Genomic DNA, 20,512 nt, shown 5'->3' with positions numbered 1-20,512 from the left:
TGGAACGGGGTCTTGCGTAATGGCACGGATGCACAGCGTTGTGGTGGCGGCCGCCTGCGTGGCAGCGGTGGTCGGTCTCTCGGCGTGCAGCAAGAGCGACGACAAGAAGTCCGACAGCAAGGACGACGCCGCCTCCGCGAGCAGCAGCCCCCAGCAGGAGAAGCCGCGCAATGAGCTGGCGAACCTCTCGGCCAAGGAGATATCCGACAAGGCCAAGCACGAACTGCTGTCGGCCACGTCCGTGCGCATGAAGATGGACCAGCCCACCGGGCCGCAGGCCATGAAGCTCGACCTGGCGCTGGACAGCAAGGGCGACTGCGCGGGCACGATCTCCGCCACCGAGGGCAGCGCGGAGATCATCAAGCTGGGCGACAAGGTCTGGATGAAGCCGGACGAGAAGTTCATGAAGGCGCAGGGCAACCCGGCCGCGGCTGAGCTGTTCAAGGGGCGCTACATCCACGGCAGCACCAAGGACGAGATGCTCAAGGGCATGGCCGAGATGTGCAATCTCAAGGGGTTCCAGCAGCAGATCGGCAAGGACTCGGGTGACGACGACAAGGGTCTCACCAAGGGCGAAACGGCCACGGTCAATGGCCAGCAGGTCGTCACGCTGATCGAGAAGGGCGGGGAGCAGACCCTCACGATCGCCGCCACCGGCAAGCCCTACCCGGTCACCCTCACCAAGAAGGGCAAGGAGGCCGGCACGATGACCTTCTCCGACTGGGGCAAGCCGGTGCCGAGCAAGACGCCCGCCCCCTCCGAGGTCATCGACGTCGACAAGCTGAAGAAGAGCATGGGCAGCTGAACCCGCAGGGCATCGGGGCACTCCCCGATGCCCTCCCGGCCGGGTCAACTCCCGTTTTGAACCGGCCGCCTGATGGTCACTAAGATCGCTCCAATGATCATCACAAGACGGCTCGCGGCGGGCACCTTCGCCCTGCTCGCCGCGCTGGCCGGGGGCGTCGCACCGGCAAGCGCCGCCGACGGACCCGCGAAGGACTCCCCGAAGGTCGAGCTGGTGCTGGACGTCAGCGGCTCGATGCGCACCCGGGACGTGGACGGCCAGTCCCGCATGGCGGCCGCCCAGCAGGCGTTCAACGAGGTCATCGACGCGGTGCCGGACGGAGTGCGGCTCGGCATCCGCACCCTCGGCGCCAACTACCCCGGCGATGACAAGACCGTCGGCTGCAAGGACACCAAGCAGCTCTACCCCGTCGGCCGAGTCGACCGCACCGAGGCCAAGGCCGCCGTCGCCACCCTGCGCCCCACCGGATGGACACCCATCGGAAACGCCCTGCGCGGCGCGGACCAGGACCTGGGCAGAGACGGCGGCACCCGCCGGGTGGTGCTCATCACCGACGGCGAGGACTCCTGCGGACAGCCCGACCCCTGCGACGTGGCACGTGAACTGGCCGCCAACGGCACCCACTTGACGGTCGACACGCTCGGCCTGGCCCACGACGACAAGACCCGCGAGCAGCTCACCTGCATCGCCGAGGCCACCGGCGGCACCTATACCACCGTGCGGCACACCAATGAACTCTCCGGCCGCATCAAGCAGTTGGTGCGCCGCGCCGACACACCGGTGGAGACCCCCAAGCCCGCCCAGGGCGGCAACGCCTGCCCGACCGCGCCCGAGCTCGGCGCCGGGCTGTTCACCGACCGCGAGAAGTTCGGCGAGCACCGCTGGTACCGGGTCAAGGTCAAGCCGGGCCAGGAGCTGCGCGCCGCGGCGAGCGTCGCTGCCGACCGCCAAGTGGACCGCGACTACGGGGTGTTGGTGCGCGCCGTGGGCGAGAGCGGCCAGGAGCTGGTGCGCGGCTCGGACGCGGGCAGCGGCCGCACCGATGTGCTGGCATCGGGGCTGAGATACCCCGTGGGGAAGGGCAAGAAGGGCGGCGGCCGGGAAGCGTCGGTCGTCTGCCTCGAGGTCTCCCACTCCTTCTCCGCGCCCGCGGGCGTCAAGCGTGACCCCGGCCTGCCCGTGGAGCTGGCCGTCGACCTGGTGAAGTCCCCCGACAAGCCCTCCGACCTGGCCGCCTTCGGCCTGGGCCGGGGCTGGATCCTGCTGGCCGTACTGGGCGGCACCGGGCTGATCGCCGGACTGCTCGGGGGCTGGCTGGCCCGCTGGCGCGTCGCGGTGTGGAGGGAGAACTGATGCGTATCAGACGGGTGTTGACCGGTGTGCTGCTCACGGCCGCGGCGCTGATCGCCGCCTCCGTCCCCGCCGGGGCCCAGGGCGAGGACGGCACGCCGACCGAGGCGGGTACCACCTTCCGTACCGCGACCGCGATCAAGCAGGGCCGGCCGGCGACCGCCGCTGCCTCCGCCGGTGACTACCTCTACTGGCAGTTCCCGGCCGGGGCCGGACAACGGGCCACCGCGAAGGCCACCGTGACCCTGCCGGAGGCCGCCGCGCGGCACGGCGCGGCCACCTGGCAGCTGGATGTCTTCGACGGGCTGCGCCGCCGGCAGGCGTGCGCCTCCGGCGAGCCGACGAGGAAGGCGTCCCCACAGGACTCCTCGGTGACCCTGACCTGCACCCTGCGGACGGTCCGGCCCTGGTCCGAGCGCTGGGCCAACGACCCGCTGCCCGGCGCGTACTACCTCCGCCTCACCATCACCGACGGCCCCGACCAGGACCTGGGCCTGCCGGTGCGGGCACAGGTCGAGGCGAGTGCCGAGGACGCCGGCGGGGCGCGGGCCGAGGGCGGCGGGCTGGGTGCACCCCTGCACGCCGGGGCCGTCGCCGAGCCCAAGGGCGGCTGGAACGGCGGCTGGTGGTCGGACCGCTGGCTGTGGACCGTGGGCGGCGCGCTGCTGGGCGCGCTCGCGGCCATCGGCGGCTACACCCTGACCCGGCACCCGCACCGCCCCCGGCGGTAGCGCGTCGGCGGAGGCCCCTCGAATTCACCGACAAGGGGCCTCCGCCGTTCGCTCAGTAGCCCGCGGGTTTGTCGCCGTGGACGGCGCTCAGATACAGCGTCAGCAGGTCCTCGCCGAAGTACGAGCTGTAGGAGATGTCCGGGGTGTCACCCCCCGTGTGATAGCCCCCGATGACGCCGATGAGCGCATACCCGTCCAGATCGCGGACCAGGAACGGGCCACCGGAGGTGCCGCCGATGTAACCGGCACAGGCGATCTCCAGGAAGTCGCCGGGCGCCTTGGGGTCGGTGCTGGTGTAGCGGTGGGTGGAGGAGGAGCAGTCCAGCGGCTTGGGATACTTGGCGTCGCTGCTGCCCGGGTAGCCGATCAGCCGTACGCTGCGGTGCCGGTACCCCGGGTCGAAGGCCAGGTCGAAACCGCCGACGGCGCGCTCCACCAGGGTCCCGTCGGCCCGCGGGCCGAGCCGGACGACCGTGTAGTCCCAGCGGGCGCCGCCGTCCGTACCCAGGTCGTAGTAGCGCTGGTCGATATAGATGAGATCGACCGGGAAGATGCCGTGCGGCTTGCGGCCGTCGTGGTATTGGGGCACGAAGGACAACTGCTTCTTGGGGTCCGGCCGGCGCAGACAGTGGGCCGCGCTGACCACCAGATCGCGGTACGGGCTGTTGACCACGGTGCCGCCGCAGAACCGGCCCTGATTCTGCCCGTCGGTCCAGAAGAAGGTGCCCACCTGGGGCAGTCCGTCGAACGGATGGCTGGGAGGCGCCTGTTCGGCCTTCGCGGGGCCCGCCGACCGTTGCTCGTCCTCGGCCGGAAGGGCGGCCGCCATGCGCTCGGGTGTCCAGTAGGCGTCGGCCGCCAGGGCCGCCGCGGGCGACCCGCCCGTGGCATGGGCCGCGGGTCCGGACAGGTTCATGGCCATCAGGCCCAGTATCAGGACGATCAGGCCGCGTGCGGCCGAGGGTCTGCTCATGAGCGAGTTCCTCCCTGAAGCGCCGGGGCGTACGGGGTGAGCGTGTCATCGTCCTACGGGCGCGAGGCGCGTGGCGAGAGCCGGACGCGACAGGATTCACCAGTACGCCGGAACACCGGCACGCCCCCGCACCGGACGGGGCATCAACTCGCGGTTAAGCCCGTCACCTGCTCGTAACCCAAGATGGACTAGTACCGGGCGACCGCCCGTGACAGGATGCCCATCGCGGTCGTATCCGGCTTAACCGGCCGTGAGGCAGCGGCGGAACATCACACAAGGCGGGGGCGCAGATGGCGATCGGGAGGGACAAGCCGACCGGGGACCCGGGCAGCCCGCTCGCACAGCGGCTCAACTACCTGTTCGCCAACATGCATCCGCGCGGCGCCCCGTACACCAACGCCCATGTCGCGGAGGAGATCAGCCGGGGCACCGAGGAGTACGGCGGCGTCACGCTCACCGAGCAGTACCTGTCGATGCTGCGCAACGGCAGGCGCGCCAACCCCAGCCCTGATGTGCTGCGCGCGCTGGCCAAGTTCTTCGCCGTGCCCGTCGGCTATCTCCTGGGTGATTTGTCGGCCTCGCAGGCCGCGCGCGTGGAGGAGGAGGTCACCTTCCTCGTCGCCATGCGCGACCAGCGGGTACGGGCGATCGCCCTGCGCTCGGTCGGCCTGCCGCCCGAGGTCCAGGACAGCCTCGGCACGATCATTTCTCAGTTCCGGCAGCAGATGAACCTCCCGTCCGACCCACCCGGCCCCCACGGTGAGGAACGCCCGTGACCGCCGTGGCGGACGACCGGCTCTTCACTTACTGGCGGCGTACCGAGGCCGAGGACGGAGCGGGCATGCGGGTGGGGCGAATACGCCGTCGGTGCAAGCAGCTCATCGCCGGACTCGCACTGCCGGAGACCACCGATCTGCCGGGCCTGTGCATTGTGGTGGCCGGGCGGGTGGGCCGCCCCATCCACCTGGTGCCGATGAGCCTGGACGGCGTGGTCTCCGGCATGACGGCCACCACCGACGACGCCTACTGGATCGTCCATGAGCTCAAGACCTCGCCCTGGCACCAGGTCCACATCGTGCTGCACGAGCTCGGGCACCTGCTGCTCGGCCACGACCAGGACCCGGCCGTCACGGAGAACGCGCTCAAGGTATGGACCCCCTCGGTCGACGTGGCCACGGCCATGCGCCGGCTGGGCCTGACCATGGGCCTGGCCCGGCACCACTGCTACGACGACCTCACCGAGCGCGAGACCGAGATCCTCGGCACCCTCCTGATGGCGAAGGTGGTGCCCCCGCCCCCCGGCCAGGACCTGCCGACGGAAGGGCAGGCGGCCGAGCTCGCCGCATCCCTCGGCCCGGCGCTCCAGCACGTACGCCGGGAAATGCGGCGGCACGGCTCCAACGGGGAGGGCACCGGCGGTGTTTGACGCCCTCTACCTCACCTTCAGCGCCATCACCTGGATCATCGTCGGCTACAAGGCCACCGCCTGGTTCCGCGACCGGCGCAACCTCGACCTGGGCCTGACGGCCCTGATGACCTCGGGCGTCCCGGTCGTCTTCCTGTTCTCCGCGCCCAGCGTCTACCGGGGCTTCGACCGGCTCACCGGGGTGGCCAACCTGGCCATGGTCTTCCTCTATTCGGCCGTGGTGCTGTTCGCCTCGGGCGCCACCGTGCTGCTGCTGCGCTGGACCAGCCGCGGCGACCGGGCGGCACACGACCGCGCCGTCCTGCGGTCCCGGATCGCGGTGGCCGCCGTGCTGGTGACCTGGACCACCGCCATCGTCTGCTTCGCCGTCGGACGCCCCGACGCCGTGGAACACCCCCGCGACTTCAGCACCGCCTACGCCAACGCCCCCGGTGTGCTCGCCTTTCTGATGCTGTATCTGGCCATTTTCGGCACCAGCCTCGCCGGGCTCGGCCTCCTGTGCCCGCGCTACGCCGCCACCCTCGGCCCGTCCTGGCTGTCCAAGGGGCTGCGGACGCTCGCCGCGGGCTGCTGGCTGGGCCTGCTCTACTGCGTCTGCAAGCTGGCGGGCTTCGCGCTCACCCGGGCTGGACACGATGTGTACTGGCTCTCCAACGGCGTGGCCCCGATGAGCGCTTCGGTGGCCGCCCTGCTGGTCCTCCTCGGCTTCTCACTGCCCGCCATCGGCCCCCGGGCCGCGGCCTGGCGCCGGCTGCGCCGGCTGGAGCCGCTGTGGCGGGAGGTCACCGCGCAGGTCCCCGAGGTCACCATCGCCGAGTCCCGCTGGACCGGCCGCTGGCCCTTCGCCGATCTGGAGTGGCGGGCGAACCGGCGGATGGCCGAGATCCGCGACATCCAGCGCGGCGTCAGGCGCCATGTCGAGCCCGCCGCCCTGGAGATCGCCCGCCGCAGGGCGCACACGGCCGCGCTCGACGAGCGCACCCTGGCCGCCGTGGTGGAGGCGGCGGTGCTGCGCCGGGGCCTCGCCAACCAGGCCACCGGACATGTGCCCGTCCCGCACGCGGACAGCGTGGTGGTGACCGTCAGCGCCGACCCGGGCGAGGAGCACGAGCATCTGGCGCGGGTCGCGGATGTCTTCCACGACGGGCTGGTCGATGCGGTGCTCACCGAGCTGCGGGAGCTCGGCGCGGCACGCCGTCCCTAGACGAGGCGGCCCTGGACGGGGGTCACGGCCGCCTGCGACACGGGCCGGCGCCGGGATCCGTACCCCACGTACGGATCCCGGTGCCGCCCGTGCAACCTAACCGATCCGGCGCTTCGGGCCACCGGCGCCCCGTACTGCTCCCTGTCCTACAGTCGGGTCCCATGCAGCCGCAAACACACCCGGACCCCATCGACGTCGCGCCGCTCATCGCCGACCCGCACTCCGCCTACGCCAAGCTCCGGGAAACCGCCCCGGTACACCGCATCACCGGCCCCGACGGCAGGCCCGCCTGGCTGGTGACCCGTTACGAGGACGTCCGCCGGGCACTGGCCGACCCCCGCCTCTCGCTGGACAAGCGCAATGCCCGGCCCGGCAACTACGCCGGATTCGCGCTGCCCCCGGTGCTGGACGCCAACCTCCTGAACATGGATCCGCCGGACCACACCCGGGTGCGCCGCCTGGTGGTCAAGGCGTTCACCCCCGGCCGGGTGGCCAGGCTGCGCGAACCGATCCGCCGGGTCGCCGACCGCCTGCTGGACGCGGTGGCGGCGGACGGCCGGGCGGATCTGATCGCCGACTACGCCGGGCCGCTGCCGGTCATCGTGATCTGCGAACTGCTGGGCGTGCCGGAGGAGCACCGGGTCGACTTCCGGGCCTGGACGGATGCGCTGATCACCCCGGACCGCAGCAGGCCGCACCTGATGAAGGAGGCGGTGGGGCAACTGATGCGGTACTTCACCGAACTGATCGCCCTCAAGCGCGACGAGCCGGGGGACGATCTGCTCTCCGACCTGATCGCGGTGCGCGACGGGGGCGAGGGCGAGGACCGGCTGTCCGAGGACGAACTGACCTCGCTGGCCTTCCTGATCCTCTTCGGCGGCTACGAGAACATCGTCCACCTCATCGGCAACACGGTCCTGGCCCTGCTGGACCACCCGGAACTGCTCCGGGAGTTGCGAATGAATCCGGACGGTCTCGCGGCGGCCATCGAGGAGGTCAACCGGTGGGACGGGCCGGTTCCGCTGGCCATCCGCCGGTTCCCGGTGGAGGACATCGAAATCGGCGGGGTGACCATACCGTCGGGGGAGACCGTGCTGCTCTCGCTGGCCTCGGCCAATCGCGACCCCGCCCGGTTCCCCGATGCCGACCGGCTTGACCTGCGGCGCGATACCTCCGGGCAGCTGGCGCTCGGGCATGGCATCCACTACTGCCTGGGGGCCTCGCTGGGCCGGGCGGAGGCCGAGGCGGCGCTCACCGCGCTGCTGGAGCGCTTCCCGCAGCTGGAACTCGCGGTGCCGCGCGAGGAGCTGAGGTGGCGTCCGACGATCCGTGCGCGTGGCTTGATTTCGCTGCCTGTTCGCTGGTAACCGACAAGGCGAACAGGTTTTTGATGCATAACCCATCCTTGATGAGGTAGAACTGTCTTCGAGCCCGCCCGGTGTGCATCCCCCGTCGCACCGGGCGGGCCTTCGCATCTCACCAGCTGCCGGGCGGGAACTTGAGCAGGGCCACCGCCGCCAGCATCTGGATGCTCACGGCCGCCACGGCCTTGTGGGTGGGCAGGTGGTGCTGACCCCGTATCAGCAAGGTGGCCAGCGCATAGCCGAAGGCCGCCGTGATGCAGGCGGCCGCCCGTACCGGGACGGACGACGCGGACAGCCAGGTGTCCAGGGCGAGGCGGGGCAGGTCGGTCGTCCAGAAGACGAGGACGAACAGGCTGGCGGTGGGCCCGAATCTGCCGTTGCCGCCCAGGCGGCGCGCGATGGCCTGGGTGACCACCCCGAGCAGCAGGCTGGCCAGCAGCATGGCGCCCGATCCGATGGCCATGGCCTCAAGCGCCAGCAGCCGGCTCACCTGCCACTGGGCCCAGAAGGAGTCCTTGGCCAGCGTCCCCAGCGCTCCGCACAGCAGGGACAGGAAGGTGGCCGCCCCCCAGACGCTCCGGTCCCGGGCCTCGTCGAGCATCTCCACGGGCCGGTACCAGAGCCCGAATATCAGCCGGTGCCAGAGCAGTCGGCGCCGCTTGGCGGCGGGGGCGCGGGGGGTGGATGCGGTGGTCAATGGCATGGATGTCGTTTTATCACCGTTCGGCCCGGGCGCGGGCGGCCGGGCCGAACGGTGCCGCGGCGTCAGACCGGCGCGGGCTGCACCGGGCCGGGGTCGGCGTCCGGGTCCGTGTCCGGGGTGACGGTGCGCAGATGCTCCTCGTCGATATCACGGGGCCCGAACGGCCAGGTCTTCTCGTGGCGCGCCCACAGCACAAACGCCAGGAGCCCGGCCCCCACCCAGGCGAGCGACCATTCGATGGGGTGCCTGCCCGGCGAGCTTTTGTCCGCGTAGCCGTAGATGACCAGCCAGCCCACGAGCGCCACCACGCTGGGCAGCGGATAGAGCCACATGCGGTAGGGGCGTCGCAGGGTGGGCTGGCGGCGGCGCAGTACGGTCGCGGCCGCGACCTGGGCGAAGCCCTGCACCAGCACCATCACGGTGATCAGCAGCTGGATGAGGGTCTGCAGATCGGTGTAACGGCCGATGAGGAAGCCCACCGCGCTCATCACTCCCATGGCCAGCAGCCCCAGCACGGGGAAGCGGTGACGCGGGTGCAGAACCGCGAACTGGCGGAAGAACACCCGCTCCCGGGCGGCGTCGAAGGGGATCCGCGAGCCGCCCAGCAGACCGGTGAACATCGAGGCGAAGGCCGTGATCAGGATCAGTACGGTCGCGACGTCCGCGGCGCCCTTGCCCCAGGTCTTCTCCAGCACCACGGAGGCGACCGAGGAGGAGGCCGGGTTGTCCTTGTCGAGCATGTCCTTCCAGTCGACGACGCCCAGGGTGCCGATCTGCAGCAGCAGGTACATGACCATGATGCCGAGGATGGAATAGATGATGGTGCGCGGCAGGACGCGCCCCGGGTCCTTGATCTCGGCGCCCATGTAGGAAGTGGTGTTGTAGCCCCCATAGTCGTAGAAGCCGATGGTGAGCCCCGCGGCGAAGCCGATCCAGAAGCCGCTGGTGGTCAGGTCGAAGGCGTGCGCGGGGTAGTGGAACGCCTGGTGGGCGCTGAAGTGGGTGAAGGAGGCGACGACGACCAGGGCGACCGCCGCGACCATCACGCACCACATGACGACGGTGATCCGCGCGAGATTCTCCACCCGCCCCCACAGCAGGGCGATCACCAGCACCAGGACGCCGAGCCCGGTGAGATCTCCCTGAATCTGTGTCATATCCGGCCAGAGATAGCCGAGATACTGCACAAAGGCGACGACCCCGGTGGACATGGCGAGCGGGAAGTAGAGCATCGCCGACCAGACGAACAGAAACGGCATCAGCTTGCCGGTGCGGTACTGGAACGCCTGCCGCAGATAGACGTAACTGCCGCCCGCACGGGGCAGCGAGGCGCCCAGCTCGGCCCAGATCAGCCCGTCGGCCAAGGCCAGAACGGCACCGGCGATAAAGCCGATGACGGCATGCGGCCCGCCGAAGGCGACCACCATGGCCGGGATGGTGACAAAGGGTCCTATGCCGCACATCTGGCTCATGTTGATGGCGACGCCCTGGAAGAGACCGATGCGGCGGACGAATCCGACTTGCCGCTCGGGCTCGTTGTCCGGATCTGCCATGGCGGTCAACCTCTCCTCGTCGTCTGCTGCACTCGCACTCGTAGCACCGGCTTGCCTGACGCGTCCATCACATGGACGGGGTTGAGCAGCGCGAATGTCCGGTCACCGCCCGAACAGCGCACTGGAGTTCGCCTGTGGGGTGCCGGTGACTCTGGCCGCGTGGCCGGGCGGGCGTCAAGATCTATGCGTCAACTGTGTGCCGGTTGCCCGAACCCTCCTTAAGCGGAACATGACAATCGCCACGTTTCAGCCACGCCTCCGTGATCGAAACGCTAAAGTGGCCCGGCCGTGGTGTTCGGGAAGACCGGTGCAGGCCCTCGCGGGTCCGAGTCCGGAGCGGCCCTCGCCACTGTGATCGGGGAGTCACCGTCCCGTTCCACGCGCCCGGGGCGCATGGAGCCACTGGCCGCAGCCGGCTGCCGGGAAGGCAGGGACGAGTGCGAAGGAACCCGTAAGCCAGGAGACCGGCCACGGCATCTCGAATCGATCCACGAGGTGCTGGAGCGTGATCCGCAGATGACCCTGTCCACCGATACCCCCGGCAGTACGGCCCCCGCCTTCCACTGGCGCCGCGAGGACACCGTACGAACCGCCGGCCTGCTGGCCGTCATAGCCGCCCTGCATGTCCTCGCCTTCGGCGTGCTCTTCCTGCTCATCGTCCCCAACCACTACAAGGTGGGTTCCGATGTCTACGGCATCGGACTCGGCGTCACCGCCTACACCCTCGGCATGCGGCACGCCTTCGACGCCGACCACATAGCCGCCATCGACAACACCACCCGCAAGCTGATGGCCGACGGCAAACGCCCGGTCTCGGTCGGCTTCTGGTTCGCGCTCGGCCACTCCAGCGTCGTCATCGCCATGGCCGCCCTGGTCGTCGGCGGAACCCAGCTGGCCGGGAAGCTGATGGACGAGAACTCCACCACCCACCAGACCCTCGGGGTGGTCGGCACCTCCGTCTCCGGCGGCTTCCTCTACCTCATCGCCGCACTCAACCTCATCGCCCTCGCCGGCATCCTGCGCATCTTCCGCGCCATGCGCGAGGGCCGCTACAACGAGGCCGAGCTTGAACAGCAGCTGGATTCACGGGGCTTCATGAACCGCATCCTCGGCCGCTTCACCCGCTCCATCACCCGCCCCGGCCAGATGTACCCGCTGGGCTTCCTCTTCGGCCTCGGCTTCGACACCGCCACCGAGGTCACCCTGATGGTGATGGCCGGCAGCGGCGCCGCCGCCGGACTGCCCTGGTACGCGATCCTGTGCCTGCCCCTGCTGTTCGCCGCCGGGATGAGCCTGTTCGACACCCTCGACGGCACCTTTATGAACTTCGCCTACCAGTGGGCGTTCTCCAACCCCGTCCGCAAGGTCTACTACAACCTCACCATCACCGGCCTGTCGATCGCCGTCGCCTTCCTCATCGGCACCATCGAACTCGTCGGCGTCCTGCACGAGAAGCTCGACCTGACGGACCCGGTCACCGGCTGGATCTCCTCGCTCGACCTGGACAACGTCGGCTTTGTCATCGTCGGCCTGTTCGTGGTGGTGTGGGCCCTCGCCCTCGCCTACTGGCGCTTCGCCAAGGTCGAACAACGCTGGGCGGCCCGCGCCGCCGAGAGCTGACGGGAAGCCGACGGGTCTTACGGACCGGTGACATGACCCCGCGCGACCCACCACACCGGCGGCCCGGCCCCTAACGTCGGCCCCATGCGCGTACTCGTCACCGGAGGCGCGGGCTTCATCGGCTCGCACATCACCGACACCCTCACCGCACAAGGGCAGGAGCCCGTCGTCCTCGACGCGCTCCTGCCCACCGCCCACCCACAGGCACCACCCCGCCCCCAGGGCGTCGAGTGGATCGACGCCGACCTCCGCGACCAGGCGGCCCTCACCCGCGCCCTGCGCGGCATCGACGCCGTCTGCCACCAGGCCGCCATGGTCGGCCTCGGCAAGGACTTCGCCGACGCGCCCGCCTATGTGGGCTGCAATGACCTCGGCACGGCCGTCCTGCTCGCCGCCATGGCCGAGACGGGCGTACGCTCCCTCGTCCTGGCCGGCTCGATGGTCATCTACGGCGAGGGCCACTACCAGTGCCCCGCCCACGGCCCGGTACGCCCCGGCCCGCGCACCGCCACCGACCTGTCGGCGGGCCGCTTCGAACCACTCTGCCCGCACTGCGCCAGGGAGTTGGCCCCCGGCCTGGTCGACGAGGACGCACCGGCCGACCCCCGCAATGTCTACGCCGCCACCAAGCTGGCCCAGGAACACCTGGTCGCCGCCTGGGCCCGCGCCACCGGCGGCCGCGCCGTGTCGCTGCGCTACCACAATGTCTACGGCCCCGGAATGCCCCGCGACACCCCCTACGCGGGCGTCGCCTCCTTCTTCCGCTCCTCCCTCGCGCGCGGCGAGGCCCCGCGCGTCTTCGAAGACGGCGGCCAGCGCCGGGACTTCATCCAGGTACGCGACGTGGCCACCGCGAACGCGCTCGCCCTGGAGGCGCTCCCCGACCGCGCACCGGGCACCCTGCGCCCGTACAACTGCGGCAGCGGCGACCCGCACACCATCGCCGAGATGGCCACCGCCCTGGCCACCGCCCACGGCGGACCCGCACCCGTGGTGACGGGGGAGTACCGCCTCGGCGACGTCCGCCACATCACCGCCGACTCAGGGCGGCTGCGCCGGGAACTGGGCTGGCGCCCCGAGACCGAATTCAGCACGGGCATGGCCGAGTTCGCGCACACGCCACAACGTGGCCGTCCGGCGTAGGCCCGCGGGCTACTGCCGCTGCCCGCAGCCGGAGCAGAAGGCCGCCCCGTCCAGCAGCGGCGCCCGGCACCCGGCGCACACCGCCTGCTGCGCCAACTGGTGGCCACAGCCCGGACAGAACCGCCCGCCATGCGTCTCGGCACGGCACCGAGGGCAGACCAACTGCCGGGGAGTCAGCGCATCCTGCTCCTCCCCCCGCCGCTGCCCCTCGTCATAGGCGCGCCGCGCCACCTGGTCGTTGAGCCCCTGCTGCCGGGCCGCCATCATCTCGCCCGCGGTATCGGGGGCGCAGTGCAGACAGAGCCCCTGCCCGGAGTTCCAGCAGCGGCCGCAGACATACGAGGCGCAGCGCGCACAGCGGTTGAAGTGTCCCTCGGCCGCGCCGATGGCTCGCTGGAAGGCGGCGTCGCGGGCACTGCCCCACGCGGACCCGGCCAGCCCGTCGGCGGCGGTGGACACCTCGCTCACCACCTTTCCCAGCAGCCCGGACGCCGCCCCGATGCCCTTGCCGAGCCAGCCGGCCAGCCGACCGCCCCGGTAGGGCTCGAAGGGGGAGCGCCAAGTGTCATGACAGCGCGAGCAGTAGAACTCGAACTGGAACCCCGCTGCGGTGCCGTGCTGTTGGCACAGGTCCCGGTAGTTGCCGGCGAAGTAGATCTCATTGCTCACCACATGCCCCCCGTGGATCGGACTTCGCTCTCCAGCTCTCTCCGCTGGATGGACGCCGCTCACCGGGCGGCCGGTTCTGCGCGCAGCGTCTCCTTGTCTCGCTCCGGTGATGGGCACTCATCATGGCGTGGGGGATGTGCAGTTGAGGTCCTTGCGGGTCCGGTGGATGAACTCGCGGACAGTCGGCTCGCGCCGCCAGGGGGCAAGGGCGGCGTTGAACTCGCGCACGTAATCCAGCGCGCGGGCCGACTTCACACGGGCGAGGATGTCGACGGAGCGGTTGCCCAGCTCCAGGCCGTGGTCGAGGTCGCGGGCCTGGAGATGGGCGGTCCCCACGATCGCCAGCCGCATCCCGACGGAGCGGGTGAAGACCCCGGGCTGCATGGTGACGGCCTGCTGGTTCCAGGCGAGGGCGGCCTGGGGGTTCTTCAGGTCCCGGAAGACCTCGGCGGCATCGGCGGACAGTCGCGCGTGGTGATAGAAGTCGATCCATCCCGGCTCGTCGCCGCTGTCCTCGCGGGTCCGCTCAAGGAGGTTTTCGGAGGCGGCCAGGGCCCGGGAGGCGGTCCGCTCGTCTCCGGTCCGCGCGTGAGCGCGGGCTTCGATGAGCTTGGTGAAGGCCAGCACCCGTGGCACCGCGTCGTGCTTGGCGCGTTCGAAGGCGCCCTGGGCCATGTCGATGGCTTCCTCGGCGAACCCGCGCATAAGGGCCTGCATGGCCATGGTCGTCAGCACATAGCAGCCGAGCTGGACGTCCCCGCCCGCGCGGGCGAGGCGGAGGGCCTGGATGAAGTGCCGCTGGGCCACCTCATGTTGCCCGACGTCGAAGGCCGTCCAGCCGGCCAGCCGGGAAAGTTCGGAGGTGACGGAGAACAACTCACGGCCGACCTCGTCGGAGAACGAGCCCTGCAACAGCGGGACGGCCTGCTGTTCCAGGCAGGTGGTGACGGAGCTGGCCCGCCAGTTCCCGCCCCCGTATTTGGAGTCCCAGCGGCGGGCCTCGCCGGCAGCGTTCCGCAGCTCGTCCAGGTCCAGGCGGCCGACCCGCATCCCACCCCGGTGATGGGCGGTGTCGTCGGCGGGGGTGACGAGCCAGCGGGTGACGGGGGTGGTGAACGCGGAGAGCGCGAAGCTGATCCGGTCAGGAAGTCGCGGCGGTTCACACTGCTCCAGAACGAAGTGGCGACGCGGACGGCATCGGCGGGTTCCCTGGGGAAATCCAACCCCAGGTCCGCTCCGCGGTCCGGTCACTGGTTGGCGAGCAGAAGAGCGAGAGGACCCGCAGGGAGAAGGAACCGACCCTGGGCTGCTGCATCGATGGCGTCTGCCATGGGCCACCACGACAGCTTGAAGTCCTCTTCGGTGGGTGTGAGTTGCTGGGGGCCGAGCGTCAGGTCGCGTGCTTCGTACAGGTGCACCCGGGCAGTGGACTCCAGCGTGATGGCGTAGGCTCCCAGAGGCCGCCACCGGGTCGCGGTGATTCCGGCTTCTTCCATCAGCTCGCGCCGGGCGCATTCCTCGGGTGTCTCGCCGTCTTCGCGGCGTCCGCCGGGCAGGAACAGGTACTCGCCACCGTGGCGGGGGAAGCCGGCGGTCAGAATGGCGACGAGGCCCTGGTCGTCGCGGGCCACCACCACGGCGGCGTCACGGGCCGGGCCTCGTCCTTGAACCTCATCGCTCATGCCGAGCGAGCCTAGCGACGGCCCTCAGAGCACCGTGGCCGCATACGGAACATTCATCACGACAGGGTGGGCGATGCCCCGGCCCTGGTACCCGTCGTCTCCGTAGGCGTCGCCGTGGTCGGCGCACATGATGACCAGCCACGGAGCCTTCGCCGTCAGAGTGGTGGCCAGGCGGCCGAGGTGTTCGTCGGCGTAAGCCAGCGCGGCCCGCTGCGACTTCACGGTGTCGGCGCTCTGGCCGGTGTAGTGGCCGTGGGGGACGTGGGTGGCGGAGACGTTGAGGAACAGGAACAGCGGCCGGTCCGAGTGTTTGTCGGTGACCTCGAGGGCGTGGTCCACCTGATAGCGGGTGGAGTCGATCTCGGGTGAGCAGAACTCCGGCCGCCAGTAGTCCTCGTCGAACAGCTCGGGCAGCACGCTGCCCAGCGGCGTCTCACGGGAGAAATATGTGACGCCGCCGATGCACACCGTGCGGTAGCCGTGCTGCCCGAGCCCGGCCAGGAGGTTGGGGGCGTCGAACATGAACGTCTCGGGTGGCACCGTCTTGAACGCGGGCGGTCGGCACTCCCACAGGCGGGGCGGCTGTTCGGGCCTCGGGAACTTGGGCAGGAACCCGGAGAAAAACGCCATGTGCGCAGGGAGCGTGAACGATCCGGGGGTGTGCCGTCGCTCCCATCCGCCACGAGGCAGGAGCGCGGCCAGGTGCGGAGTGCGGCCCATGTCGTAGGCGGTACGGGCGACGTCGTACCGCAGGGAGTCAAGGGTGACGAACAGGATGTTCGTGCCGGTGGTGATGATCTCGGCGGCGTTGATCACTGGCTGGCTCTTTCCGGCAGTACGTAGTCCTCGACGTGGCCTCGGGCCTGGTCGTTGACGGGGATGGGCACGTGATCGTCGGCGATCATCTGGCGGATGCGGGCCAAGCCCGCATCCTCGCCGAGCAGTTCGCCATGGCGGTCGTAGACGGCGATGCGAACGGTCTCGGCGCCTCCGTCGGGCGTGGCGGTGATGAGGGCGCCGGGCACTCCGCCCAGCTCCTTCATGGCGGCCGTCAGGTCGTGCTCGTCGGCGACGTGCAGGTCCATGACGGTGCACGCGTAGTGCTGCGCGTTCATCGCGCCCCGGCACAGGCGACGATGGAACAAAGCACTGGTGGCGTGGCCGTCGTGGGCGACCGCGATGCGGGTCGCGTGGGTGACGACGGCGAGGCAGGCACCGACCCACCAGCCGACGCCTTCGTGGATCTCGCCCGGGTACTGGCCGCAGGCGGCACCGTCGCGGATGACCTTCTCGGTGTCGATCGGGTTAAGCATGACGGGCCCTCATGCGTTCGGTGATCCAGTCGGCGAGCTCGTCGGGGTTCTTGCCGTCTGTGTCCAGGACAATGGCGGTGGGGTCCGCTTCGGCGACCGCGTCGAAGTTGGCCACGAGCCGCGTGAGGCGACCGGGGACGGTGAACAGCTCGGAGTCGTCGGCGGTGAGCTTGCCTTGCCTCTCCTTGGCCGCGAGGCGCCGCCGCAGCTCCTCCTCGCAACAGCGCAAGTAGAAGGTCTGGTCCGGGGTCTCCAGGTAGGGCCGGTAGGGCTCCAGGAGCCGTGTGACCTCGTCCAGGGGGATGCCGTGGACGGCGGCGTGACAGGCGGCCACGGAGGAGACGTATCGGTCGGCGACGACGGGGCCGTGCCGGCGGTACTTGCGGATCGTGTCGGAGGCGTGCAGGAGCCCGGAGAGGTAGAACGCGAACTGGGGCAGGGGCCGCAGCTGTTTGTTGATCAGCGGGGCCCAGTCGGAGTGCGGGAACGGGAGGGTGTGCAGGCTCCCGGCGGCCTGCCGGGTGGCGATGGCCTCGCTGATGGTGGTCTTCCCGACGCCGGACAGACCCTCGAACACGGTGAAGGCCCCTCGCGCGCGATCGGACGGGACGGGCGCGTATGTGGGCGGCAGGCTCATAGCGTCCCCTCGGTGAAGGCGGCGATGTGGCCGGCTACGGCGGCGGCCAGTTGGTCCGGGACGGCCAAGTGGTCCTTGAGGTCCATGCGGAGGTCCTGGCGGAGCAGGCAGGGCTGGAGGCCGCCGTCGTGGTCGACGCGCAGGGCCCAGAACCCCTCGACGCACTTGGGCCGCAGGGGGCAGGTGCCGCACTGGCCGACGTGGTAGCGGCCCAGATCGCGGTGGATCACGTCGATCTCGATGCCATCGACCCGGAAGACGCGCCGTCCTTGGCCGACCCCGGCTACCTCGATGTGCTCCTGGGCGGCCAGGGTCCGTAAGTAGGCCACGATGCCGTCGGCCGATACAGCGGAATCCGCGTGGCCTTCGTTGAAGTCGGTGCCGACCAGCTCGATGAACTGCACGGGCATCCGCCGGTTCAGGGCAAAGTCCAGGATCGAGCGGATCTCGTGCGCGTTGTCCCTGAGCAGCAGGCAGTTGAGCTCCACCCGGTCGAAGATCTCGCGGGCGGCGTCGATGCCGTCGAGCACGGACGCGATGCCCTGGCGAGTCCGGGCGATGGACCGGAAGGTCTCGTCGGAGAAGTAGTGCAGCGAGACCTTCACCTTGTCCAGGGGCGTGTCGGCCAGCCATTTCTGGTTGGCGCGAACGCGGGTGCCGTTGGTGATCAGCGTGTACGAGGCGTCCGGGGCCGGGTCTGGGAGCTGTTGCAGGACCGGCTTGGCCAGGGACGAGGCGAGCGGTTCGCCACCGGTGAAGTAGACCCGCTTGAGCCCGGCCTTCATGAGCGCGGTGATGACCGTGACGTAGTGCTCGGCGCACAGCGAACGGGGCCGCTGCTGCAAGGATGCGTCGCGCCGGGCCAGCTCCGGCGGGACGTCGCCCTCGTTGTGGCAGAAGAAGCAGCCGATGTTGCACTTCGGCCCGAACGAGACGCGGACCTGCCCGCGCAGGGCCGCGTAAACGCGCAGGGCCGTCCAGTCGGTGTCGCCCCGGGGGGCGAGCGGAGCGAAGGTGAGCGGTACTTCCATGGCTTCCTCCAAGGCAGCGGGCGTGCCGCCGCCACGACAGGTGGTGTGAAGTACGTGCGCCGGCCAGGTGCTCGTGGTCACCTCGCCGCGGGTGTTACTCCTGCATGAAGTCCGGGAGCGAGATCCCGGACGGCAGGTGCGGGGGTTCGTGCGCGTGTTGCTGGTGCACCGCCAGGCCGAGACACCCGACGGTGCCGATGCCGTAGGCCCAGGCCGTGACGGTTTCGACGAGATCAACGGGCTTGCGGGGGTGTCGACGGGTGCGGGAGTGTGCGTGGTGGCTCACAGGCGTGAGTCCTTCCAGGCATGCGTGATCAGCCCAACACTTAATGTGTGGCCTAGGTCGTAAGGATGCTCGACCTAGGCTACTTAATGCAAGACTAGAGAGTGGCCTAGTACAGTCAACTGACCTAGGCCACACCGCACTTGGGAGCCGCCGTCGTGAACACTGTTTCGGAAACCGCAGACCTGACTGAGGGCCACCCGTACATGCGCCTCGCGACCGAGTTCCGCCGCCGCATCCTCGACGGCGAACTCCCCGAGGGCACCAAGCTCCCCAACCACCGCACCCTGGCCGCCGAATACGGAGTCGCCGTCGCCACTCTGCAAAAAGCACTCGGGCAGCTCCAGGTCGAGGGCTACATCCGCACCAGCCAGCGCGGTACCTACATTGCCAACGCGCCCAAGGCTGGATCTTCCGGCTACGACCGCATCACCCGTGTCCTGCGGACCGGCAGCGTCCTCGGCGACGGCGAGTCCGTCATCGTCACCGAAGCCCAGCTCGTCGTCCCGCCGCTGTACGTCGCCGACATCTTCGACCTTGACGAAGGCGACCAGGTCGTACGACGTCAGTGGCACACCGGTCGGAGCCAGCAGCGGCTCATGCTCGCGGTCACCTGGTATCCGGCCGAGTTCGCCGTCTCTGTCCCCGACCTGCTCTCCACCTCCGCCGGCAAGGCCCCGCGTCTGCTGTCCCGCATCATCGAGGTCACTGGCCGCCAACCCGTCGAAGGCCGCGACGACATGCACGCGCGGGACGCCGACGCCCGCGAAGCTGACTTCCTCGGCCTGAAGACCGGCACCCCGATACTCGCCGGAGCCCACCGTCTGTGGGACAACCAGGGAATCATCGAGTACGGCGAATGGTGCCTGCCGTACCGGCACGTCATCGGCTACGAGTACCGCTTCGACGCCGCCCCCGGCCAGCCGTAGCCTCCGTGCCCAAGGTGATCGGCGACACGGGCGTCGGCGAAGTGACGTCGAGTACCTGTCCGTGGGTGTCCTGCCGGTTCAGTACGGGGCGGGGCTGCTGCCGGACACGTCGGCGGGTGGGGGCAATGCGCACTGAACGCTGCGGCGCCGCCCGCAAGAAGTCTCGTACAGCACTAGGTTCACATGTTGTGTCGAGCGCCGTTGATCGAGACCACTGATCCGCTCCGTGATCTGATGTGTTCGCGCAGGCCCGGTGGCCGACTGATCGCGGTCAGCGCAGCACCCTTTTCTCCGACGACTTCCATGCCCTTTCGACCAAAATCGGCTTCCAGTTCTTCGTCGTTGAGGTACTGTCGTCGGCTGCGGGCTCGGACGAGTAGCCAATCGGCGGATCATGAGCGGAGCCAGAGCCGGAGCTGGATCGAGGCGACGGCGACGTGGAAGATGTGGGCGCGTTTGTCGAACCTCATAGCCACTGCCCGGAAGTTCTTCAGGGCGTTGATGATCCACTCCACTTCGTTCCTGCGCTGCCGAGCGGACATGGAACCCCGAGCTGTGAGGCGCATCCCGGGAACACGGTTCTCTCGGGCAACTCGAGGGGCCGTGTTGCTATTTTCCTGCAAGCGTCTGCCGGAGCAGACTTGACGGTTGAGGAGTGATAGCCCGGCACCCGAGGCCCGAAGCTCGAGTCGCTCAATCGCCAACCCTCCTTCGTTCGTGACCTGGAGACCTTCCGACGCCCGCGCATTCGGGACTTGAGCGTCGGGATTCGGGCGTCAAGATTCGAGCCGCTTTCCAAGGAATGGCCGGTAGGCCAATCCCTCCCTCCCACCCAAGTCCCTTCCGCACACGGACGGATGACATTTTGTGATCGAGTCGCGACCACGCGTCGTCGGCGTGTAGCGTGCGCCACAAGCACGACAAAGCAAACGACCCCCGCCGGTGCACTCAACACACGGCGAGGGTCTGACCACCAAGATCGCAGATCGGAACGATCTCATGGCTGCCGCCAACCTTACCGCCGACGCACGCCCCTACGCTCCCCCCATGGCCGCCCCCGGCTACGGCAAGCGCTCCGCGCCCGACCAGGAGCCCC

At 69.7% G+C, this 20,512-nt stretch carries 22 protein-coding genes and 1 riboswitch; of the genes, 10 read left to right on the top strand and 12 right to left on the bottom strand.

What is annotated here, in order from left to right; genetic code table 11:
- Positions 1–28 precede the first annotated feature (28 nt).
- From ABCR83_RS08430 to ABCR83_RS08420, 3 genes are all read left to right on the top strand, one after another.
- Positions 29–805, top strand: coding sequence for a hypothetical protein (locus ABCR83_RS08430; protein WP_462694224.1), 777 nt, complete (start codon positions 29–31; stop codon positions 803–805).
- 93 nt (positions 806–898) lie between these two features.
- Positions 899–2,158, top strand: a complete 1,260-nt coding sequence (locus tag ABCR83_RS08425) for a VWA domain-containing protein (protein ID WP_462694223.1) — start codon at positions 899–901, stop codon at positions 2,156–2,158.
- Positions 2,158–2,886, top strand: coding sequence for a hypothetical protein (locus ABCR83_RS08420; RefSeq protein ID WP_462694222.1), 729 nt, complete (start codon positions 2,158–2,160; stop codon positions 2,884–2,886). The genes ABCR83_RS08425 and ABCR83_RS08420 overlap by 1 nt, the downstream gene beginning before the upstream one ends.
- A gap of 52 nt (positions 2,887–2,938) precedes the next feature.
- On the opposite strand, the gene ABCR83_RS08415 is transcribed toward ABCR83_RS08420, so the two are convergent.
- Positions 2,939–3,859, bottom strand: a complete 921-nt coding sequence (locus tag ABCR83_RS08415) for a trypsin-like serine peptidase (protein WP_462694221.1) — start codon at positions 3,857–3,859, stop codon at positions 2,939–2,941.
- A gap of 290 nt (positions 3,860–4,149) precedes the next feature.
- Between ABCR83_RS08415 and ABCR83_RS08410 the strand changes: the two genes are divergently transcribed.
- The 4 genes from ABCR83_RS08410 to ABCR83_RS08395 all read left to right on the top strand — a co-directional run bounded on the left by ABCR83_RS08410 (position 4,150) and on the right by ABCR83_RS08395 (position 7,856).
- Positions 4,150–4,635 carry a helix-turn-helix domain-containing protein gene (locus ABCR83_RS08410; protein ID WP_462694220.1) on the top strand — a complete coding sequence of 162 codons (486 nt, stop codon included), beginning with the start codon at positions 4,150–4,152 and terminating at the stop codon, positions 4,633–4,635.
- The gene (locus ABCR83_RS08405; RefSeq protein WP_462694219.1) at positions 4,632–5,285 is read left to right on the top strand and encodes a hypothetical protein; all 654 of its coding nucleotides are present in this window, start codon (positions 4,632–4,634) and stop codon (positions 5,283–5,285) included. Before ABCR83_RS08410 ends, ABCR83_RS08405 begins: the two co-directional genes overlap by 4 nt.
- Positions 5,278–6,489 carry an MAB_1171c family putative transporter gene (locus tag ABCR83_RS08400; protein WP_462694218.1) on the top strand — a complete coding sequence of 404 codons (1,212 nt, stop codon included), beginning with the start codon at positions 5,278–5,280 and terminating at the stop codon, positions 6,487–6,489. Before ABCR83_RS08405 ends, ABCR83_RS08400 begins: the two co-directional genes overlap by 8 nt.
- A 161-nt stretch (positions 6,490–6,650) precedes the next feature.
- On the top strand, positions 6,651–7,856 hold the full coding sequence (locus ABCR83_RS08395) for a cytochrome P450 family protein (protein WP_462694217.1): 1,206 nt from the start codon (positions 6,651–6,653) through the stop codon (positions 7,854–7,856).
- A 109-nt stretch (positions 7,857–7,965) separates the two neighbouring features.
- Here ABCR83_RS08395 and ABCR83_RS08390 read toward each other — a convergent pair whose 3' ends face one another.
- Positions 7,966–8,556 carry a YIP1 family protein gene (locus tag ABCR83_RS08390; RefSeq protein ID WP_462694216.1) on the bottom strand — a complete coding sequence of 197 codons (591 nt, stop codon included), beginning with the start codon at positions 8,554–8,556 and terminating at the stop codon, positions 7,966–7,968.
- A gap of 62 nt (positions 8,557–8,618) precedes the next feature.
- Positions 8,619–10,109: an APC family permease gene (locus ABCR83_RS08385; RefSeq protein ID WP_462694215.1), complete on the bottom strand. Its 1,491-nt coding sequence runs from the start codon at positions 10,107–10,109 to the stop codon at positions 8,619–8,621.
- A gap of 272 nt (positions 10,110–10,381) precedes the next feature.
- A riboswitch (cobalamin riboswitch) is annotated at positions 10,382–10,596 on the top strand.
- Between the two features lie 29 nt (positions 10,597–10,625).
- On the opposite strand from ABCR83_RS08385, the gene nicT reads away from it, so the two are divergent.
- Both nicT and ABCR83_RS08375 read left to right on the top strand, forming a co-directional pair.
- Positions 10,626–11,729, top strand: coding sequence for a Nickel transporter NicT (gene nicT / locus ABCR83_RS08380; protein WP_462694214.1), 1,104 nt, complete (start codon positions 10,626–10,628; stop codon positions 11,727–11,729).
- A gap of 84 nt (positions 11,730–11,813) precedes the next feature.
- Positions 11,814–12,872 (top strand): NAD-dependent epimerase/dehydratase family protein, encoded by a 1,059-nt coding sequence (locus ABCR83_RS08375; RefSeq protein WP_462694213.1) that lies wholly within the window; start codon positions 11,814–11,816, stop codon positions 12,870–12,872.
- A gap of 9 nt (positions 12,873–12,881) precedes the next feature.
- Here ABCR83_RS08375 and ABCR83_RS08370 read toward each other — a convergent pair whose 3' ends face one another.
- From ABCR83_RS08370 to ABCR83_RS08335, 8 genes are all read right to left on the bottom strand, one after another.
- A complete protein-coding gene (locus tag ABCR83_RS08370; protein WP_462694212.1) occupies positions 12,882–13,541 on the bottom strand; it encodes a zinc ribbon domain-containing protein in 660 nt (219 codons plus the stop codon).
- A 120-nt stretch (positions 13,542–13,661) separates the two neighbouring features.
- Positions 13,662–14,591, bottom strand: coding sequence for a sporulation protein (locus ABCR83_RS08365; RefSeq protein WP_462694211.1), 930 nt, complete (start codon positions 14,589–14,591; stop codon positions 13,662–13,664).
- A 197-nt stretch (positions 14,592–14,788) separates the two neighbouring features.
- A complete protein-coding gene (locus tag ABCR83_RS08360) occupies positions 14,789–15,223 on the bottom strand; it encodes an NUDIX hydrolase (RefSeq protein WP_462694210.1) in 435 nt (144 codons plus the stop codon).
- Positions 15,224–15,247: 24 nt separating this feature from the next.
- Complete coding sequence (locus tag ABCR83_RS08355) at positions 15,248–16,039, bottom strand: STM4013/SEN3800 family hydrolase (RefSeq protein WP_462694209.1); 792 nt, start codon at positions 16,037–16,039, stop codon at positions 15,248–15,250.
- Complete coding sequence (locus ABCR83_RS08350) at positions 16,036–16,536, bottom strand: hypothetical protein (RefSeq protein WP_462694208.1); 501 nt, start codon at positions 16,534–16,536, stop codon at positions 16,036–16,038. Before ABCR83_RS08350 ends, ABCR83_RS08355 begins: the two co-directional genes overlap by 4 nt.
- Positions 16,529–17,113: a dTMP kinase gene (locus tag ABCR83_RS08345; protein ID WP_462694207.1), complete on the bottom strand. Its 585-nt coding sequence runs from the start codon at positions 17,111–17,113 to the stop codon at positions 16,529–16,531. Before ABCR83_RS08345 ends, ABCR83_RS08350 begins: the two co-directional genes overlap by 8 nt.
- A gap of 56 nt (positions 17,114–17,169) precedes the next feature.
- Positions 17,170–18,204, bottom strand: a complete 1,035-nt coding sequence (locus tag ABCR83_RS08340; RefSeq protein WP_462694206.1) for a radical SAM protein — start codon at positions 18,202–18,204, stop codon at positions 17,170–17,172.
- Between the two features lie 94 nt (positions 18,205–18,298).
- On the bottom strand, positions 18,299–18,490 hold the full coding sequence (locus tag ABCR83_RS08335) for a hypothetical protein (RefSeq protein WP_462694205.1): 192 nt from the start codon (positions 18,488–18,490) through the stop codon (positions 18,299–18,301).
- A 203-nt stretch (positions 18,491–18,693) separates the two neighbouring features.
- On the opposite strand from ABCR83_RS08335, the gene ABCR83_RS08330 reads away from it, so the two are divergent.
- Positions 18,694–19,416: a GntR family transcriptional regulator gene (locus tag ABCR83_RS08330; protein ID WP_462694204.1), complete on the top strand. Its 723-nt coding sequence runs from the start codon at positions 18,694–18,696 to the stop codon at positions 19,414–19,416.
- Positions 19,417–19,808: 392 nt separating this feature from the next.
- Here the strand turns inward: ABCR83_RS08330 and ABCR83_RS08325 are convergent, their stop codons facing one another.
- Positions 19,809–19,958 (bottom strand): hypothetical protein, encoded by a 150-nt coding sequence (locus ABCR83_RS08325; RefSeq protein ID WP_462694203.1) that lies wholly within the window; start codon positions 19,956–19,958, stop codon positions 19,809–19,811.
- Positions 19,959–20,512 lie beyond the last annotated feature (554 nt).

It is taken from the genome of Streptomyces xingningensis, from assembly GCF_054957865.1.
Note: the sequence above shows the minus strand (reverse complement) of the source record. Positions and strands in the feature narration are given on the sequence as shown.

Coding starts and splice junctions, on each gene's coding strand:
- ABCR83_RS08430 (WP_462694224.1), top strand. CDS start 29: ATGCACAGCGTTGTGGTGGCGGCCGCCTGCGTGGCAGCGGTGGTCGGT.
- ABCR83_RS08425 (WP_462694223.1), top strand. CDS start 899: ATGATCATCACAAGACGGCTCGCGGCGGGCACCTTCGCCCTGCTCGCC.
- ABCR83_RS08420 (WP_462694222.1), top strand. CDS start 2,158: ATGCGTATCAGACGGGTGTTGACCGGTGTGCTGCTCACGGCCGCGGCG.
- ABCR83_RS08415 (WP_462694221.1), bottom strand. CDS start 3,859: ATGAGCAGACCCTCGGCCGCACGCGGCCTGATCGTCCTGATACTGGGC.
- ABCR83_RS08410 (WP_462694220.1), top strand. CDS start 4,150: ATGGCGATCGGGAGGGACAAGCCGACCGGGGACCCGGGCAGCCCGCTC.
- ABCR83_RS08395 (WP_462694217.1), top strand. CDS start 6,651: ATGCAGCCGCAAACACACCCGGACCCCATCGACGTCGCGCCGCTCATC.
- ABCR83_RS08390 (WP_462694216.1), bottom strand. CDS start 8,556: ATGCCATTGACCACCGCATCCACCCCCCGCGCCCCCGCCGCCAAGCGG.
- ABCR83_RS08385 (WP_462694215.1), bottom strand. CDS start 10,109: ATGGCAGATCCGGACAACGAGCCCGAGCGGCAAGTCGGATTCGTCCGC.
- nicT (WP_462694214.1), top strand. CDS start 10,626: ATGACCCTGTCCACCGATACCCCCGGCAGTACGGCCCCCGCCTTCCAC.
- ABCR83_RS08375 (WP_462694213.1), top strand. CDS start 11,814: ATGCGCGTACTCGTCACCGGAGGCGCGGGCTTCATCGGCTCGCACATC.
- ABCR83_RS08365 (WP_462694211.1), bottom strand. CDS start 14,591: ATGCGGGTCGGCCGCCTGGACCTGGACGAGCTGCGGAACGCTGCCGGC.
- ABCR83_RS08360 (WP_462694210.1), bottom strand. CDS start 15,223: ATGAGCGATGAGGTTCAAGGACGAGGCCCGGCCCGTGACGCCGCCGTG.
- ABCR83_RS08350 (WP_462694208.1), bottom strand. CDS start 16,536: ATGCTTAACCCGATCGACACCGAGAAGGTCATCCGCGACGGTGCCGCC.
- ABCR83_RS08340 (WP_462694206.1), bottom strand. CDS start 18,204: ATGGAAGTACCGCTCACCTTCGCTCCGCTCGCCCCCCGGGGCGACACC.
- ABCR83_RS08330 (WP_462694204.1), top strand. CDS start 18,694: ATGCGCCTCGCGACCGAGTTCCGCCGCCGCATCCTCGACGGCGAACTC.
- ABCR83_RS08325 (WP_462694203.1), bottom strand. CDS start 19,958: ATGTCCGCTCGGCAGCGCAGGAACGAAGTGGAGTGGATCATCAACGCC.